General features: G+C 58.3%; 13 protein-coding genes. 6 read left to right on the forward strand and 7 right to left on the reverse strand.

Annotation, left to right across the window (positions count from 1 at the left end; translation table 11 throughout):
* Positions 1 to 46: 46 nt before the first annotated feature.
* Positions 47 to 901: an aldo/keto reductase gene (locus NQ559_RS15570; RefSeq protein ID WP_018695878.1), complete on the reverse strand. Its 855-nt coding sequence runs from the start codon at positions 899 to 901 to the stop codon at positions 47 to 49.
* Positions 902 to 1,067: 166 nt separating this feature from the next.
* Between NQ559_RS15570 and NQ559_RS15575 the strand changes: the two genes are divergently transcribed.
* Complete coding sequence (locus tag NQ559_RS15575; RefSeq protein ID WP_018695877.1) at positions 1,068 to 1,964, forward strand: helix-turn-helix domain-containing protein; 897 nt, start codon at positions 1,068 to 1,070, stop codon at positions 1,962 to 1,964.
* 353 nt (positions 1,965 to 2,317) lie between these two features.
* Here the strand turns inward: NQ559_RS15575 and gpmA are convergent, their stop codons facing one another.
* The 4 genes from gpmA to NQ559_RS15595 form a co-directional block, all read right to left on the reverse strand.
* Entirely contained in the window at positions 2,318 to 3,064 is a 747-nt protein-coding gene (gpmA, locus tag NQ559_RS15580) for a 2,3-diphosphoglycerate-dependent phosphoglycerate mutase (protein WP_018695876.1), read from the reverse strand.
* Positions 3,061 to 4,077 (reverse strand): 2-hydroxyacid dehydrogenase, encoded by a 1,017-nt coding sequence (locus NQ559_RS15585; protein ID WP_018695875.1) that lies wholly within the window; start codon positions 4,075 to 4,077, stop codon positions 3,061 to 3,063. Before NQ559_RS15585 ends, gpmA begins: the two co-directional genes overlap by 4 nt.
* Positions 4,078 to 4,133: 56 nt before the next feature.
* A complete protein-coding gene (locus NQ559_RS15590) occupies positions 4,134 to 5,183 on the reverse strand; it encodes a class I fructose-bisphosphate aldolase (RefSeq protein WP_018695874.1) in 1,050 nt (349 codons plus the stop codon).
* 100 nt (positions 5,184 to 5,283) lie between these two features.
* Entirely contained in the window at positions 5,284 to 6,138 is an 855-nt protein-coding gene (locus tag NQ559_RS15595) for an AraC family transcriptional regulator (protein WP_018695873.1), read from the reverse strand.
* Positions 6,139 to 6,299: 161 nt separating this feature from the next.
* Between NQ559_RS15595 and NQ559_RS15600 the strand changes: the two genes are divergently transcribed.
* From NQ559_RS15600 to NQ559_RS15615, 4 genes are read left to right on the forward strand one after another with little or no spacing between them, the layout of a single operon-like run.
* A complete protein-coding gene (locus NQ559_RS15600) occupies positions 6,300 to 7,463 on the forward strand; it encodes an efflux RND transporter periplasmic adaptor subunit (RefSeq protein WP_018695872.1) in 1,164 nt (387 codons plus the stop codon).
* Between the two features lie 3 nt (positions 7,464 to 7,466).
* Positions 7,467 to 10,652, forward strand: a complete 3,186-nt coding sequence (locus NQ559_RS15605; protein WP_018695871.1) for an efflux RND transporter permease subunit — start codon at positions 7,467 to 7,469, stop codon at positions 10,650 to 10,652.
* A 4-nt stretch (positions 10,653 to 10,656) separates the two neighbouring features.
* The gene (locus tag NQ559_RS15610) at positions 10,657 to 12,030 is read left to right on the forward strand and encodes an efflux transporter outer membrane subunit (protein ID WP_018695870.1); all 1,374 of its coding nucleotides are present in this window, start codon (positions 10,657 to 10,659) and stop codon (positions 12,028 to 12,030) included.
* A complete protein-coding gene (locus NQ559_RS15615; RefSeq protein WP_018695869.1) occupies positions 12,030 to 12,611 on the forward strand; it encodes a TetR/AcrR family transcriptional regulator in 582 nt (193 codons plus the stop codon). The genes NQ559_RS15610 and NQ559_RS15615 overlap by 1 nt, the downstream gene beginning before the upstream one ends.
* A 289-nt stretch (positions 12,612 to 12,900) precedes the next feature.
* On the opposite strand, the gene NQ559_RS15620 is transcribed toward NQ559_RS15615, so the two are convergent.
* Positions 12,901 to 15,327, reverse strand: a complete 2,427-nt coding sequence (locus NQ559_RS15620) for an LruC domain-containing protein (RefSeq protein ID WP_244062067.1) — start codon at positions 15,325 to 15,327, stop codon at positions 12,901 to 12,903.
* 323 nt (positions 15,328 to 15,650) lie between these two features.
* Complete coding sequence (locus NQ559_RS15625) at positions 15,651 to 16,511, reverse strand: AraC family transcriptional regulator (RefSeq protein WP_026318368.1); 861 nt, start codon at positions 16,509 to 16,511, stop codon at positions 15,651 to 15,653.
* A 128-nt stretch (positions 16,512 to 16,639) separates the two neighbouring features.
* Here NQ559_RS15625 and NQ559_RS15630 point away from each other — a divergent pair, with 128 nt between their 5' ends.
* Positions 16,640 to 17,269 carry a nitroreductase family protein gene (locus NQ559_RS15630; RefSeq protein ID WP_018695866.1) on the forward strand — a complete coding sequence of 210 codons (630 nt, stop codon included), beginning with the start codon at positions 16,640 to 16,642 and terminating at the stop codon, positions 17,267 to 17,269.
* The last annotated feature ends 146 nt before the right edge of the window (positions 17,270 to 17,415 follow it).

Genomic DNA, 17,415 nt, shown 5'->3' on the forward strand with positions numbered 1-17,415 from the left:
CAGCGCCGCGACAAACGCCGCAAGAATTCCTTTTTTCATCCGCAGGCTATTTATCGAGGTCGTACTTCATAGTCCCGAGCCATTCGACCGTCTGCGGATCGCGGTGCGAGAGGAAACAGCTCTGCTTCATGTCGAGCGCGGCGATCCGTGCCATATCCTCCGGCGGGAGGGTGAAATCGAACACGTCGATATTCTCGGCCATACGCTCCTTATGCACCGACTTGGGAATGACCACGATGCCGCGCTGGATCAGCCAGCGCAGGACGACCTGCGCGACCGATTTGCGGTGTTTCGCAGCCAGGTCTGTCAGCACCTCGTTCCCGAACAGGTTGTTGCGCCCCTCGGCAAACGGCGCCCATGCCTCGGCCTGCACGCCGTATCGGGCCATGATGCCGGCCTCCTCCGCCTGCTGGCAGAAGGGATGCGTCTCGACCTGGTTCACGGCGGGCACGACCTCGTTGTGGAGGATCAGGTCGACCAGTCTGTCGGGCTGGAAGTTGCTCACGCCGATCGCACGGACTTTCCCCTCCCTGTAAAGCTCCTCCATCGCCCGCCACGCGCCGTAGACGTCGCCGAAAGGCTGGTGGATCAGGTACAGGTCGAGGTAGTCGAGTTGCAGCCGCTCCAGCGACGCAGCGAATGCCCGCTTGGCGCTTTCGTACCCGGCGTCCTGCACCCAGAGCTTCGTCGTGATGAAAAGTTCCCCGCGGGGGATGCCGCTCCGGCGGACGGCCCGCCCCACGGCGCGTTCGTTCATATAGGCGGCTGCCGTGTCGATCGACCGGTAACCGGCCGCCAGGGCTTCCGACACGCACCGTTCGCAAATCGCCTCGTCAACCTGGTAGACGCCGAACCCCAGCACCGGCATCTCCACACCATTGTTTAAAATCTTCGTTTCCATAGTTTTATCGCCTTAACAAATTTTCATATTGCAAAAGTAGGGGATTCCGCACTGCCCGTCATTACCCGGATTACAGTTCGTCATACCATTATTACCGATCTGCCGCAGCAGGTGCGGCAAGCAAAGAAAAAAACACTAACTTTGTGTCAAACAAACCGGAACAACTATGGAAGAGATCGCAAGACTGGATCATGTGTACCAGTATAACGAACTGATGGGAATCGAAACCCTGCACCCGCTGGTCAGCGTCATCGACATGTCGAAATGCCCGCGCATGCGTCACTCGCGCCGCCTGTACGGGTTCTACTGCATCTTCCTGAAAGATGTCAAATGCGGCGACCTGCGTTACGGGCGCAACTACTACGACTACCAGGAAGGGACGCTCGTTTTCACGGCCCCGGGACAGGTGGTCGGCGTCGAGGATAACGGCGAGGTTTTCCAGCCCAAAGGCTGGGCGCTGCTGTTCCACCCCGACCTGATCCGCGGCACGTCGCTCGGACGCAGCATCGACCGCTACACCTTCTTCTCCTACGAATCCTACGAGGCGCTGCACCTCTCGGAACAGGAGCGGCATATCGTGATCGACTGCATGCAGAACATCGCGGGCGAGTTGCAGCACTCCATCGACAAGCACAGCCGGACGCTGATCGTCTCGAACATCGAACTGCTGCTCAATTACAGCATCCGGTTCTACGAACGGCAGTTCACCACGCGCAGCGACGTCAACAAAGATGCGCTGTCGGGATTCGAACGGCTGCTCAACGACTATTTCCGGGACGACGCCCCGCAGCGCGACGGGGTGCCTTCGGTACGCTGGTGCGCCGAGCAGCTGCACCTTTCGGCCAACTATTTCGGCGACCTGGTGAAAAAGGAGACCGGGAAATCGGCGCAGGAATACATCCAGCTGAAAGTCATCGACATCGCCAAGGAACGCATGTTCGACACGACCAAGTCGATCAGCGAAATCGCCTACGAGCTCGGGTTCAGGTATCCGCAACACTTCACGCGCCTGTTCAAGAAATGCGTGGGGCAGTCGCCCAACGAATACCGGACACAAAACTGACCCGGCGGCACGGCCGGCAAAAGGAGAGGCGGACGGGAAAACCGGAGAGAACGGCGGACTAAACGGTAAAAACAGGCCGGCACAAACAGTTCGCCCGGACAAAACGCAGGCTTCCACCCGGACAAAACGCAGGCTTCCACCCGGACAAAACGCAGGCTTCCGCATAGCATACGAAAATCCCCGCACACTTTACCAGTGTACGGGGATTTCAAATTCCGGGGCGCTTCGCGGCATATCCGGCCAACCGGTTCCCTGCCCCGGCCAGTCCCGAACTACACCGGATGCCAGCCAGCCGGCAGCAATTTCCACAGCGGTACCACCCGTGCGGCATCAGGCGGCCGGCCCGCTACGCCTCAGGACTTTTTCCCCTGGTTGGCGACGGCGGCCATCAGCCGGGCTATCTCGTCGGGGTCGCCCAGGAAATGATCCCCCGCGTAGTTGAGGCCCTCGTCGAACTCGAAGACATAAGGCACGGCGGTCGGGAGGTTGAACTCCGAAATCGCCTCGTCCGAAATGCCTTTCAGGTGCTTGATGATGCCGCGCAGGCTGTTGCCGTGGGCGACGACCAGGATAGCGTCGTGATGCGCCAGCGCCGGCAGGATCTCGCATTTCCAGTAGGGCATAATACGCGCGACGGTGTCGCTGAGCGATTCGGTGCGGGGCAGTTCCGCCTCGGGGACATCGCGGTAACGGGGATCGAAACGCGGGTTGCGCGGGTCTTCCTCGCCCAACGGCGCCGGGGCGACGTCGTAACTGCGGCGCCAGATGTGTACCTGTTCGTCGCCGTACTTTTCGGCGGTCTCCCGTTTGTTGAGCCCCTGCAACATCCCGTAATGCTTTTCATTGAGCCGCCAGCTCTTCGAGACCGGGATCCAGTCCTGATCCAGTTTGTCGAGCACCACGTCGAGCGTCTTGACGGCGCGTTTCAGGTAGGAGGTATAGGCATGCCCGAACAGGAAACCCTCCTTGCGGAGCAGCTCCCCGGCCCTGGCCGCTTCGGCAACGCCTTTCTCGCTCAGATCGACATCCGTCCATCCCGTAAAACGGTTTTCCCTGTTCCATGTGCTCTCGCCGTGGCGGAGCAAAACTACTTTTTTCATCCTATCGCTTTTTCAGGTTCGGCACGCACCTCGTTCACCAATTTGCGGTGCTTGTCGAAATCGTTAATATTCTGCAATGTAGTATGCGCTATATTATCCAACGCTTCACGTGTAAAAAAACCCTGGTGCGAGGTCATGATGACGTTGTTGAACGACAGCAGGCGCGCCAGGATGTCGTCGTCCATGATCCGGTCGGAGGTATCCTCGTAGAAATAGGCGGCCTCCTCCTCGTAAACGTCCAGCCCGGCTGCCCCGATCTTCTTCTCCTTCAGCCCCTCGATCAGCGCCTCGGTATGAATCAGCTGGCCGCGCCCCGTATTGATTAGGATCACGCCGGGCTTCATCTTGCCGATGGCATCGCCGTTGATCATATAGCGCGTCTGGTCGGTCAGCGGGCAGTGCAGCGAAATGATGTCCGCACGGCGGTAAAGCTCGTCGAGCGTCACGTATTCGACCTGCGCCTGCGCGGCGTATTCCGCATCAGGGAAGATGTCGTAAGCCAGCACCTTCATGCCGAACCCCTTGAGTATCCGGATCAGCTCACGGGCGATCTTGCCGGTGCCGATGATGCCCGCCGTCTTGCCGTACATGTCGAACCCCATCAGGCCGTGCAGCGAGAAATTCCCGTCGCGCGTGCGCCAGTAGGCGCGGTGGACTTTGCGGTTGAGCGCCAGCATCAGCGCCACGGCATGTTCCGCGACGGCGTGGGGCGAATAGGCCGGAACGCGCACGACGGGGATGCCGTATTCGGCCGCGGCCTTCAGGTCTACGTTGTTGAAGCCGGCGCAACGCAGTGCGATCAGTTTCACGCCCATCGCGGCCAGCTGGCGTATCGTGCCGGCGTCGGCCGTGTCGTTGACGAAGATGCAGACCGCGTCGGCCCCCTGCGCCAGCAGGGCGTTGTTGCCGTTCAGGTGGCTGCGGTGGTAATTGAACTCGAACCCGCAGGACGCATTGGCGCGGTCGAACGACTCGCGGTCGTAGGGTTGGGTTCCGAAGAATGTTATTTTCATAAATGCACTTTTTTTCCTCTTTTATCGTACAGAAAACGGTTTTGCACGGCCGGTTATTATGCGATCGTGACCTCGGGGTCGAGATATACGTCCTGGATGGCATTGAGCAGCGCCACGCCCTCCTTCATCGGGCGCTGGAACGCCTTGCGGCCGCTGATAAGCCCCATGCCGCCGGCCCGCTTGTTGACGACGGCCGTCATCACGGCCTCCTGCAAATCGGATGCCCCGTGCGACTCGCCGCCGGAATTGATCAGCCCGACGCGCCCCATGTAACCGTTGGCCACCTGGTAGCGGCAAAGGTCGATCGGATGCTCCGTCGTCAGCTTGGTGTAAACCTCGTCGCGTGTCTTGCCGAAGCCGATGGCACGGAACCCGCCGTTGTTCACCGGCAGCTTCTGTTTCACGATATCGGCCTTGATCGTCACACCCAGGTGGTTCGCCTGCCCCGTCAGGTCGGCCGAAGCATGGTAATCCACCCCGTCCTTCCTGAAACCCTCGTTGCGCAGGTAGCACCACAGGATCGTCGCCATGCCCAGCTCGTGCGCATAGTCGAACGCCCCGGCGATCTCCACCAGCTGGCGGCGGCTCTCCTCCGACCCGAAATAGATCGTAGCCCCCACGGCGGCGGCGCCCATGTTCCAGGCGTCGCGCACGGTGCCGAACATCACCTGGTCATAGGTGTTGGGGTAGGTGAGCAGCTCGTTGTGGTTGAGCTTGACGATGAACGGTATCTTGTGCGCATATCTGCGTGCCACGGCGCCCAGCACGCCGAAGGTCGAAGCCACGGCATTGCAGCCGCCCTCGATGGCCAGCCTGACGATATTCTCCGGGTCAAAATAGGCCGGGTTCGGGGCGAACGACGCCCCGGCGGAGTGTTCGATGCCCTGATCCACGGGCAGGATCGAGACATAGCCCGTACCGGCCAGGCGCCCGTGGGCGAGGATCCATTGCAGGCTGCCGAGCGTCCGGATGTTGCGGTCGGACTCCATCCAGACCTTGTCGACCGTATCGGGTGCGGGCAGGTAAAGCTGGCTCTTGTCGATCGTCCGGCACACATGGGAAAGGTAGTATTCGGCCTTCTCCCCGAGAATTTCAATGGTTTTCATAATTTTACGATATTAAGTGATTCGAGTTTATTTACTGCAATTCGGGTTCCAAACACGCCCGGCGCCCCGCGACAAAACGAAAGCCGCCCGGCGGGGCGGCTTATTTCTTGGTGTTGCGGTACTCGGTGGGAGATTCACCCGTATGCTTCTTGAAATAGCGCCCCAGGTAGGACTGGTCGGGGAAATGCAGGCGGTAGGCGATCTCCTGCACCGACAAGTCCGTCGATTGCAGGAGCATCTTGATCTCCAGCAAGACCGACCGGTCGATGAACTCCTTGGCGGTGCTGTGCGCGATCGTACGCACGATGGTCGAAAGGTAACGGGTGGAAATGCAGAGTTTGTCGGCGTAGAACGACACTTCGCGCTCCTGTGAACTGAACTCGTGCACGAGGGCCACGAACCGGTGGAACAGCTCCGTCTGCCGCGTGGTCGACTCGGGCATCTGGCGCTGCATGCCTGCAAAGCGCTGCAACTTGTCGTAAATCTCCATCAGCACGTTCTGCAAGCGGTTACGGATGATCGTGTTGCGGAAAATATTGTTCCGGTCGCGGTAGGTATAGGCCGCCATCTGGAACCAGATGCCCGCCCCCTCGACGATACGCGCCGGGGGATAGGTGATCGGATTCTCGCGCAGGGTGCGGAAAAAGGAGGGTTCGAGCCGGAAGCGGAATGCCGCCTCGGAGAAAATATCGAGTGAAAAGGCACAGAACGTCACCCGAAAGTCCTCGGTACGCCCCGTGAGCATCAGCACCGACCCGGGCAGAACGAGTACCAGGGTATTCCGCTTCACGAGTCCTCCGTATTGGTTTACAGTCACATGGGCGCTGCCTTTGCGGCAAAACAAGATAGCCCCTCCCTCGCAGCGGTTCGCGTAGTTGTTGAAATAGGAAAAATCGGATTCCCCGACTACGAATTGTTCTTCGGCGGTGGTAATTAGAGGGTTTATGGCGGACATATGAATTCGTTTTTCGAACAAATTTAGCGCATTTTTCGATATTCTCCTAAAATTTGTTCCGAAAAATACCAACACTGTTCGCAATATAAAGGCACGATCACACCCTTTTTAGGGTACTTTTGCAACGAAAAAAGTTTTTTTAGTTTAAAACAGGAGAAAATATGAAGCAAACATTTGTGAAAGCTGCTATCATGGCAAGCTTCATGGCAGCCGTTTCGTGCGGTCAGGCACCCACGGAGCAAGGCCCCGCGCAATACGGCGTGATGACCATTGCCACCACCAACCGCGAAATCCCGACCAACAAGTCGGCGACGATCCGCGGACGCCAGGACATTCAGATTTACCCGCAGGTTTCGGGTACCATCTCCGAACTGCGTGTTGCCGAGGGAGAGTCGGTATCGAAAGGACAAACGCTTTTCATCATAGACCAGGTACCTTACAAGGCTGCGCTCCAGACCGCAGAAGCCAATGTCGCAGCGGCGAAAGCCAGCGTGGCGACGGCCCAGCTGACGTATGACAGCAAGAAGGAGCTTTTCGCAAAGAACGTCGTGTCGCAGTACGACCTCTCGACGGCCGAAAATACGCTGCTGACGGCCAAGGCGCAGCTCGCACAGGCCGAAGCACAGCGGGTAAACGCCGCAAACAACCTCTCCTATACGGTCGTGAAGGCCCCGTCCAACGGCACGGTAGGCCAGCTGCCGTACCGTGTAGGCTCACTGGTAAGCGCGTCGATCCCGCAGCCGCTGACGACCGTGTCGGACAACTCGGAGATGTACGTGTATTTCTCGATGAGCGGCAACGAGTTGCTCAGCCTGACGCGCAAATACGGCTCGATCGCCAATACGCTCAAGAACATGCCCGACGTACAGTTACAGCTCAACGACGGCTCGCTCTACGACCAGCCGGGGCGCATCGAATCGATGAGCGGCGTCATCGACCCTTCGACGGGCAGCACGCAGCTGCGCGCGGTGTTCCCCAACACGAACGGCCTGCTCCACAGCGGCGCACCCGGCAACCTGATCCTGCCCATCAGCTACACGGACTGCATCGTGGTTCCGCAGGTGGCGACATTCGAGCTGCAGGACAAAGTGTACGTATATAAGATTGTAGACGGCAAGGCCTCCTCGGTCATGATCGACGTGGAAAAGATCAACAACGGCCGGGAGTATATCGTCAAATCGGGCCTCGTTCCGGGTGACGTCATCGTAGCCGAAGGCGTAGGCCTGCTGCGCGAGGGTACCCCCATCGTAGCCAAGACGCAGGGCGCCGCACCTCAGGCCGCACCGGCAGCTGCCGCCCAAACCGAAACCGAAAAGGAGGAATAACCTATGACACTGAAACATTTTATCGAACGACCCGTACTGGCGTCGGTCATATCCATCGTAATCGTAATCGGCGGTCTGATCGGTCTGGCGACGCTGCCCGTGGAGCAGTATCCCGACATCGCACCCCCGACGGTGATGGTGCGCGCCTCATATCCGGGTGCCAGCGCCGAGACGATCCAGAAATCGGTCATCGTACCGCTCGAGCAGGCTATCAACGGTGTGGAGGACATGACCTACATGACTTCCAGCGCCGCTCTGGGCAGCGCAAGCGTAACTGTCTATTTCCGCCAGGGCACCGACCCCGACATGGCTGCCGTCAACGTGCAGAACAAAGTATCGCGCGCTACGGGACAGCTGCCTTCCGAAGTCACGCAGATCGGTGTGACGACCATGAAGCGACAGACCTCCATGGTGAAGATTTTCTCGCTTTACAGCCCCGACGACACTTACGACGAAACGTTCCTGTCGAACTACTCGAAGATCAACATCGAACCCCGCATCCTCCGTATCGCGGGTGTCGGCGAGGCCTTCACGCTCGGTGCCGACTACTCGATGCGTATCTGGCTCAAGCCCGATGTGATGGCCCAGTACAAACTCATTCCCTCGGACGTGACGGCGGCGCTCGCCGAGCAGAACATCGAATCGGCGACCGGTTCGCTGGGTGAAAACTCAGAGAACACATTCCAGTATACGATGAAATACCGCGGACGTCTGATGACCCCGGAAGAGTTCGGGGAGATCGTACTCGTGGCTCAGGACGACGGCACGATCCTGCGCCTGAAGGATGTCGCGGACATCGAGCTGGGAAGCGAATCCTACGCCTACAAAGGCTACACCAACGGCCATCCGGGCGTCAGCACGATGGTCTTCCAGACCGCCGGTTCGAACGCCACGCAGGTCGTAAATGAAATCGACGCCCTGCTGGCCGAGATCGAAGCCGAACTCCCGAAAGGCGTCGCCATCGCACACCTGCAGAGTGTGAACGACTTCCTCTACGCTTCGATCAACGAGGTAATCAAGACTCTGATCGAGGCCATCCTCCTGGTGGTGCTCGTAGTCTATGTCTTCCTGCAGGATATCCGTTCGACACTTATCCCCACGGTTTCGATCATCGTATCGCTGGTCGGTACGTTCGCCTTCCTCTCGGTAGCGGGCTTCTCGATCAACCTGCTGACGCTCTTCGCGCTCGTCCTTGCGATCGGTACGGTCGTCGACGACGCCATTATCGTGGTGGAGGCTGTCCAGGCGCGTTTCGACGTGGGATATAAGTCCTCCTATATGGCTACCATCGACGCCATGTCGGGTATCACCTCGGCCATCATCACCTCGACGCTGGTCTTCATGGCCGTGTTCATCCCCGTGTCGATGATGGGCGGTACGTCGGGTGTATTCTACACGCAGTTCGGTATCACGATGGCCGTGGCCGTGGGTATCTCGGCGCTGAACGCCCTGACGCTCTCGCCCGCACTGTGCGCCCTCATCCTGAAACCCTACCTCGACGAAAACGGCGAGATGCGCGACAACTTCGCCGCCCGCTTCCGCAAGGCATTCAACTCGGGATTCAGCACCCTGATCAACAAGTACAAGCACGGCGTGCTGCTCTTCATCAAGCACAAGTGGCTGATGTGGTCGACGCTCGGCCTGGCATTCGCCGCACTGATCCTGCTGATGAACAGCACCAAAACGGGTCTGGTGCCCGACGAAGACCAGGGTACGATCATGGTGAACGTTACCACGGCTCCGGGTACTTCGCTCGCCGAAACGCACGTCGTCATGGAGCAGGTTGCGGATCGCATCCAGGCAATCCCCCAGATCAGGGACTTCATGCAGGTGGCAGGTTACGGCATGATCGCCGGCCAGGGCTCCTCCTACGGTATGTGTATCATCAAGCTCAAGGACTGGGAAGAGCGCCCGGACAAGGCAGATGCGGTGAACGCCGTGATCGGCCAGATATACGGACGCACGGCCGACATCAAGGACGCACAGATTTTCGCCGTGGCACCGCCGATGATCTCGGGTTACGGAACCTCGACCGGCTTCTCCATGCACCTGCAGGACAAGTCGGACGGCAGCCTGACGGACTTCTACAACATCTACCTGCAGTTCATCGGTGCGCTGAACCAGCGCCCGGAGATCGAACGTGCCTACTCGACCTTCAACATCAACTTCCCGCAGTATGTCGTAAGCATCGACGCGGCGAAGGCCAAGCGGGCCGGCATATCGCCGAGCACGATCCTCTCGACGCTTTCGGGTTACTACGGCGGGCAGTACGTTTCGAATGTCAACCGTTTCTCGAAAATGTACTACGTGACGATCCAGTCCGACCCGAAATACCGTCTTAACACCGAGTCGCTCAACAACGTCTTCGTCCGCACCAACGGCGGCGAAATGGCTCCCCTGGGCGAGTTCGTGGATCTGCAAAGGGTATACAGCTCCGAAGTGCTGAACCGTTTCAATATGTACAGCTCGATCGCCGTGAACGGAACGGCAGCCGACGGATATTCGTCGGGCGATGCCATCAAGGCCATCCAGGAGACGGCCGCCCAGGTACTGCCGAAGGGTTACGGCTACGACTTCGACGGTATCACCCGGGAGGAAGCACAGACCGGCAGCAACACGACGATCATCTTCGGGATCTGTATCCTGCTGATTTACCTCATCCTGAGTGCCCTGTACGAGAGCTTCCTGCTTCCGTTCGCCGTCATCCTCTCCGTACCGTGCGGCCTGCTGGGTTCGTTCCTCTTCGCCAAGATGTTGGGACTGGAGAACAACATCTACCTGCAAACGGGTATCATCATGCTGATCGGCCTGCTCTCGAAGACCGCCATTCTGATCACGGAGTATGCCTCCGACCGGCGCCGCGCGGGAATGACCCTGACGCAAGCCGCCGTATCGGCAGCCAAAGTCCGTCTGCGCCCGATCCTGATGACCGTCCTCACCTGCGTATTCGGTATGATCCCGCTGGTGCTCTCGCACGGTGTGGGCGCCAACGGTAACATGACCCTCGGTTCGGGCGTCGTGGGCGGTATGATCGTCGGGACACTGGCCCTGCTGTTCCTCGTACCGACACTGTTCATCGCTTTCCAGACCTTGCAGGAGAAAGTCAAGCCCATAGAGTTCGACCCCGATCCGCAGTGGGCCGTACAGGCGGAACTGGAAGAGTGTAAAAACGAGAAAGAGGAGGAATAACAAGATGAAAAAGCTTATTATCATACTGGCCGCAGCGGCCATGACCGGCTGCGGCATCTACAAGCCCTACACCCGTCCCGAGGTGAAAACCGACGGGCTGTACGGCACGGCCGAGACCGCCGACACGACGACGATCGGCAACCTGGGCTGGGAAGAGATGTTCACCGACCCCTACCTGCGGACGCTCATCCGCCAGGGGCTGGAGAACAATACCGACCTGCAATCGGCGCAATGGAGGGTGAAGGAAGCCGAGGCGACGCTTAAATCGGCGCGCCTGGCTTACCTGCCGTCGTTCAACTTCGCACCTCAGGGCAGCATGAGCAGCTTCGACTGGGCCACGCCGGGCAAAACGTACAGTATCCCGGTCACGGCAAGCTGGCAGATCGACATCTTCAACGGCCTGACCAACGCCAAACGCAAGTCCAAGGCGCTCTACCTCCAGAGCAAGGAGTACGAACAGGCCGTGAAAACGCAGTTGATCTCGGGCATCGCAAACCTCTATTACACGTTGCTGATGCTCGACGGGCAATATGAGGTTACCGAGCAAACTGCCGGGAAATGGCGCGAGAGTGTCCGCACGATGCGCGCGCTGAAAGAGGCCGGCATGGCCAACGAAGCCGCCGTAGCGCAGTACGAAGGCAACTGCCTCGCCATCGAGGCTTCGCTGCACGACTTGGAATACCAGATCCGCCAGGCCGAGAACAGCCTTTGTTCGATGCTGGCCGAAGGCCCGCACCCCATCGAGCGCGGCCGCCTCGAAAGCCAGCAGTTGCCCGACGACCTGACTGTCGGCATACCGGTGCAGATGCTTTCGAACCGCCCCGACATCCGCAGCGCCGAATACTCGCTGATGCAATCCTATTATGCCACCAGCGAGGCACGCTCGGCCCTCTATCCGTCGATCACGCTGAGCGGGACGTTGGGATGGACGAACAACAGCGGGGCCCGGATCGTCGATCCCGGGAAATTCCTCTGGTCGGCCGCAGCATCGCTCCTGCAACCCATCTTCAATGCCAACGCCAACCGCGCCCGCGTGAAAATCGCCAAGGCCCAGCAGGAAGAAACCAAGCTGGCATTCCAGCAGGCTCTGCTCAACGCGGGTGCCGAGGTCAACAACGCCCTCACGCAGTGCCAGTCGGCCCGCGCGAAAACCGACCTGCGGACACAGCAGATCGAGGCATTGGAGCGCGCCGTGGAGAGCACCGAACTGCTTATGAAACACGGCAGCACGACCTACCTCGAAGTGCTGACCGCCCAGCAGTCGCTGCTTTCGGCACAGTTGAACCAGATAGCAGACCGCTTTGACGAGATCCAGGGTATCGTGAACCTCTACCAGGCTTTGGGTGGCGGCCGCGACATTGCAGCGGAGGCGAAATAATGAAAAGGGGAGCGACCAAAGAGGAGATCATCCGCATCACGCAGGAACTCATCACCCGGAACGGCATCCGTGCCGTCCGGGTGGATGAGATCGCGCAAACGCTGGGGATCTCGAAACGCACCCTCTATGAAATGTTCGCTGACAAGGAAGACCTGGTGAGCGCCTGCCTCGATTTCATGTGCCATCAACAGCAGGAGCGCATCACGGCTTACAGGAAACGCCGCAGCAGGAGTTCGCTGCAACGGGCCTTCAAGCTGGTATACGAATACATCGAACACCTGTATACGGTCGAAAGCAGTTTTCTGTCCGACCTGCGCCACAAGGTGGCCTACGCGGAACATTTCGACGAACACCGGGAATTCTGGCGCAACGAACTGGCCGCCCACCTGCGCGGAAGCCGGGAAGAAAAGCTCCTGTTGCCCGAAATCGATGCCGAGAGTTTCGCAGACCGGATTCTGGAAACGATCTTCGAAATGCGGATAAACAACGCGACGCGCGAGGAGTCCTACCTCTTTTGCAGGACGATCCTGCGCGGTGCGGCAACCCGCGAAGGGGTCGAGCGGATCGACAGCCACCGATAATTATTCTGTAACACAACGGAAATCCCCGCAGGGCTCCCTCCTGCGGGGATTTTATTTCCGCGCAGGAGGGCTGCCGGCAGGCAAAGCCCAAAGGCCGCGGTGTCGGGAGCAGAATCAGAATACGGGGAAGGAAGGAGGGGGAAGGCACTGCCAGGTACCCGGGAAAGGGGGAGGCGGTCTAACAAGTCCAATTATAACGATTTCACCCCCGTCAGAGTCAGTTCCGACGGGGGTGATTTTCATTTTCAAAGAGTTGTTAGACAACCTCTTTTAGATCATTTAACGCTGACTAATAGAGCAGGGCCTCGTCGGCATCGTCCTGATACCAGTCCACATGCTCCCGGCCGCCCGATGCCGCCCATGCGTTGAAATAAGTATAGACGTCCCGGATATCGCTGCGTTCGAGCGGATAGCGGAACTCACCCGGGATACACAGCGCCCACATCATGTAGTTGTTCTTCACACCGTCGCCCTTGGTGACGAAATAACGGTAGGGATCCGACTCCAGGAAGGTGTTGCCCGATACGACCGCGAATTGCGTCGGCATGCGCCCCGGCATGTGGATCTCCTTCTCGCGGGTGAACATACCCGAACTCTTCTGGTTCACGACGATGAACGCATTGAGTGCCGATTCGCGGACAGCCGCGGGATCGACCGGCTGCGCGAAGGTCACGGTCGTCGTGTGTTTCACGGTCGGTACGGCCACGCCCTTGGTCGTATTGATGTAAGTCCCTTCGCCCAGTATCTCCTGCGAAGTGTTGAAAAGCGGGATTACGGCCAGCTCGCTGCCCGATTCGGGGCCGGGGCCCGCAAATGCACCGCGGCCGAAGGTCGTATTCGTGGTTTCCACGCCGGCGACCTCCGACGCACGTACCTTATCCAGCTGGACGGCAAAGGCATTCAGGTGCGCGGCACCTGCAGCCTTCAGTTCCCAGTTGATGCGGATCAGGTCGACCTTCCCGGTCTCCTTGTCGCTGCGGCGGTCGACGCTTACGACCACCACGACATCGTTCATGTCGTAGTCGCCGATCCACGGCCAGCCATCCTCAAAGCAGTAGGTATAAGGGGCACCCTTGACCTCGATATATTCGGGTTCGGGTTCCGGATCGGGAGTAACGGGCTGCCTGCCGCCGTTGCAGATGGCCTCGGGGATCACGACCGTTTGCTTGGCGCGCATCACGGCGCCGCCGGTGAGGCTGCTCTCGTCGATGACATATTTCGCATCGGCCGCATTGTCGTATACGACCTCCATCAGCCCGTCGAACTTCGTCCCGTAATAGCGCGAACTTACGCCCTTTTCGCGGATCATGACCACGGCCATGAGCTGGTCGGATGCGGCCTGACTCACGATACGCACATTGCCGCCCGACTTATGGGCATTATATTCGTCCATGGTGAAGATCGCTCCGGCAGCGGCGTACAACTCCGTATTGCTGTTGAAATAGACCGTCCCGGCATCGAGCCCCGCACCGGATGCAATATAGAATCGGGCACCTTCAGCGGCAATTTCCTCGGCTACGGTATGGCAATTCACATAGAGCGTGCCACCCCCGCGGGCTTCGAGCTTATCCATCGTGGCCACGCCCTTCTGGAACGTAACCGACTGGTTGGTCACGTAGAAAGTCCCGTCGATAACGACCGAACCGTTCTCGCAGTTATACAACTCCGCATGGCTGTTGAGCCGGAAGTCCGCGCTCTCCGCCTGGCCGTCGTTGTAGAGTTTCGCATAGTTGGTGACTTCGACCTCGCCGGCCTGCAACACGCCCGTGGCGCCATTATAGAACTCACAGGAGTTGTTGACGTCGAACAGTCCGTTGACAACGAACGTACCTTCGTTGACCACGGCCTTGCAGGAAAAGTTGGTTTTCCCGGTGGTGAACTTACCGCCTTCGAAAACGAAAATCGCGGGGTTGGGTGCGTTCTGCTGCATGTTCGCACTTGCTTCACGGATGTATACCTCGCCGCCCGGAAGCACTGCGAGCGTCGCCTGGCCAATCGTAACGGAGGCATCGAGCGTCAGTTTACCCGCCACGTAGAGGATCGGCGAGGGGTTGGGGCTAAAGGTTCCGTTCAGGCTGATATTGCCCGTAACCTCAGCTCCTGCCGGGATATAATACTCCGCAGCGGCAAAAGGAGCCCAGCTCGCACCCAGGTCGATCTTGCCGGCAGGCGTATTCCGGATGATGGCCCCCTCGGCGAAATCACCCTCGGCCTTCGCTGCGAGCCGCGGGTAGTCGGGCATCGAACTGTCGGCCGCGGCGCGCGTCATGCCGGCCATCCGGAGTGAGGGCGTCCCGGCTGCGGCCTTCATCTGCGCACCGGCGACGTTCACCGACGCTGCGACCGGTTCCATGGAGACGGCCACCGTACCGTCGGGCAGGGTGGTCTGGACATAAATGTTCCCGATCCCGGCCGGGATCGTCACCGCGGTCTCGAACACGGGGCGGGATGGCGTCACCACACCCATCGCCACGATATTGCCGTCCGAGAGGATCGGAGAGGAATAAACACGGATAACGGCATATTGGGGCGCACTGCCCGTAACACTCGGCATGCCGACCGAAATATCCAGGTCACGGGTCGTTTCCCATTTGAAATCAGCGGGAACTGCAGACGAGGGCTCCTGCGGTTCGCCGCTGCCGGTGCCCATGTGTTTCTGGCACGAAAAGGCCAAAAGCGTCGTTGCAATAGCTGCAACAGCGTAAAGTCGTTTCATAAATTGATATTTTTAATCCATCCCATCGTGCGTTGCGCACTTTCTTCGACACAAATATAAACATTAATTTCCAATTTAAAACTTTTTCGCCCTTTTATTCGACAAAAAAGGCCAGCTTCGCAAATATGGCATGCAAAATCCCGGCCGCAAAACCGCCTTTTCAGGGGAGTGGCGAAATGCCTTGGGGCTAATTAAAAGTGCAGGACAGGGGCACAGAATTGCGGAACAGGAACTTAACCTAAATACCGGGCAGGGAAAACCGGCGGAAACCTTGCCGCAATGGGCGGGCACTCCGAGACCGGGCAATTATCGCGGATGCCGGCTCAATGACATGAATGGTTGTTTCTATACTCCCTTGGTGACATATGCTTCATCTTCCTGAAGATACGGTTGAAATGCGGGACATCGTTGAATCCTACGGCATAGCATATTTCCGACACCTGCTTCTGCGAATGTACCAGCAGCTCGCAAGCCGTATTCAAACGATACCGGGTAACGAACTCGGAAAAAGTCATTCCCTTGCACCGCTTGAAATAAGAGCAGAACGCAGAGCGGTTCATGCCGACCTCGGCCGCAATCTCATCCAGAGAGATGGTATGGACGTAATGTGCCATCAAATAAGCGCTGATTTGCTGCATACGCCGCACATCCCGCTCGATGCGCATCGGCTTCCCCGCAAACGTATGGTCGGACGAGGTGAAAATGACAGGCAGCAGGCGGAACATTTCGCACAAACGGCCCAATTCATCCTGGTCGTTCATCCGTGACAATGTTTTGCGAATGATGCGGGAGCTTTCGGAACCGAACTTCCGTGCATCGGTCGGAAACGTGATTCCAGCCAGTCGGTTGCGCAGTTCAGGAAACACGTCCACACACCGCTCCACCAACGAGTGGCTGAAGGCCACCATCAGATACCGGACGTATCCCCGTTTGTCCGCCGAATCCGACGCATACTCCCAGCGATGGAGCATGGACGGCGGTATCAACGCCACATCACCAGCCGCAAAGGGCTGCAACGTATCGCCCGCCATCCGCCTGCCGCACCCGTGAACGACATAATACAGTTCCCACGCATCGTGCCGGTGCAGCTTGGCTTCGACATTTGTTTTTACACATTGGTCTATGAAGAAGAACGAATGATCCTTCACTTCGGGCAATTCATAAGGGATAGCGGTATCTTCCATCATGGCATGTAAATTAACGTTCCTGCAAATCTACGACAAATGTATGAAACAATACCACAAATACACAACAATAAAGAGGCGTAACTTTGCAACTGTAAACGACAAGTGTAACCTAAAAACGTATTGTTATGGATTTCTATCAAGTATTGGAGAAAAGGAGAACCATCCGCGACTTTTCCGACAGGGAAGTGCCGGACGAAGTATTGGGAAGGATCTTGGCGGCGGCGTTCAAGGCCCCGACAAACGATCACCTGCGCCAGTTGGAGTTTGTAGTCGTGCGGGGGCAGGAGAACATCTCCCGCATGATCTCGCCCGTTGCCGAAAACACCGAAAATATTCAGCAGGCGGGATTGGAAGCTGCCGCCGGTGTGATGGACAGGGACGAGCACGCCATGTTTACCGACGCACTGCCCAAGCAGCAAAAGATGCTCATGCAGAGCGGATGCCTCGTCCTGCCGTTCTTCCGGCAAAAGGATTGTCCGCTATGCGAACCCGCCGATCAAAGTTCGCTCAATTATTTTGCTTCGGCATGGGCGGCAGTCGAGAACATCCTGCTGGCGGCAACGGCGGAGGGGCTGGCCTGTGCGTTCCGTATCCCCATCGGCAATGAACCGGAACACGTCAAACGACTGGTCAACGCTCCCGAAGGATACGAATTCACCTGTTTTCTTGCCATTGGCCATGCAGCCCCAAACGCCCATCTCAGCAGGCAGAAAGAGATTCGTACGGAGGAGAGGATCCACCAAAACATTTGGTAACCACGGCAAGAATGATATGGTAAAAGCGGCTCGGCTCGACATGCCGGTAACGCCTGCGAACGAAAAGTTATCCATCTTTTTGCAAAAAAATCGGGCCGACCGCAAGCATGAGCCGAAAAATTCCTATATTTGCACACAGGAAAACA

This window comes from Alistipes onderdonkii (assembly GCF_025145285.1).
Classification (GTDB): Bacteria; Bacteroidota; Bacteroidia; order Bacteroidales; family Rikenellaceae; genus Alistipes; species Alistipes onderdonkii.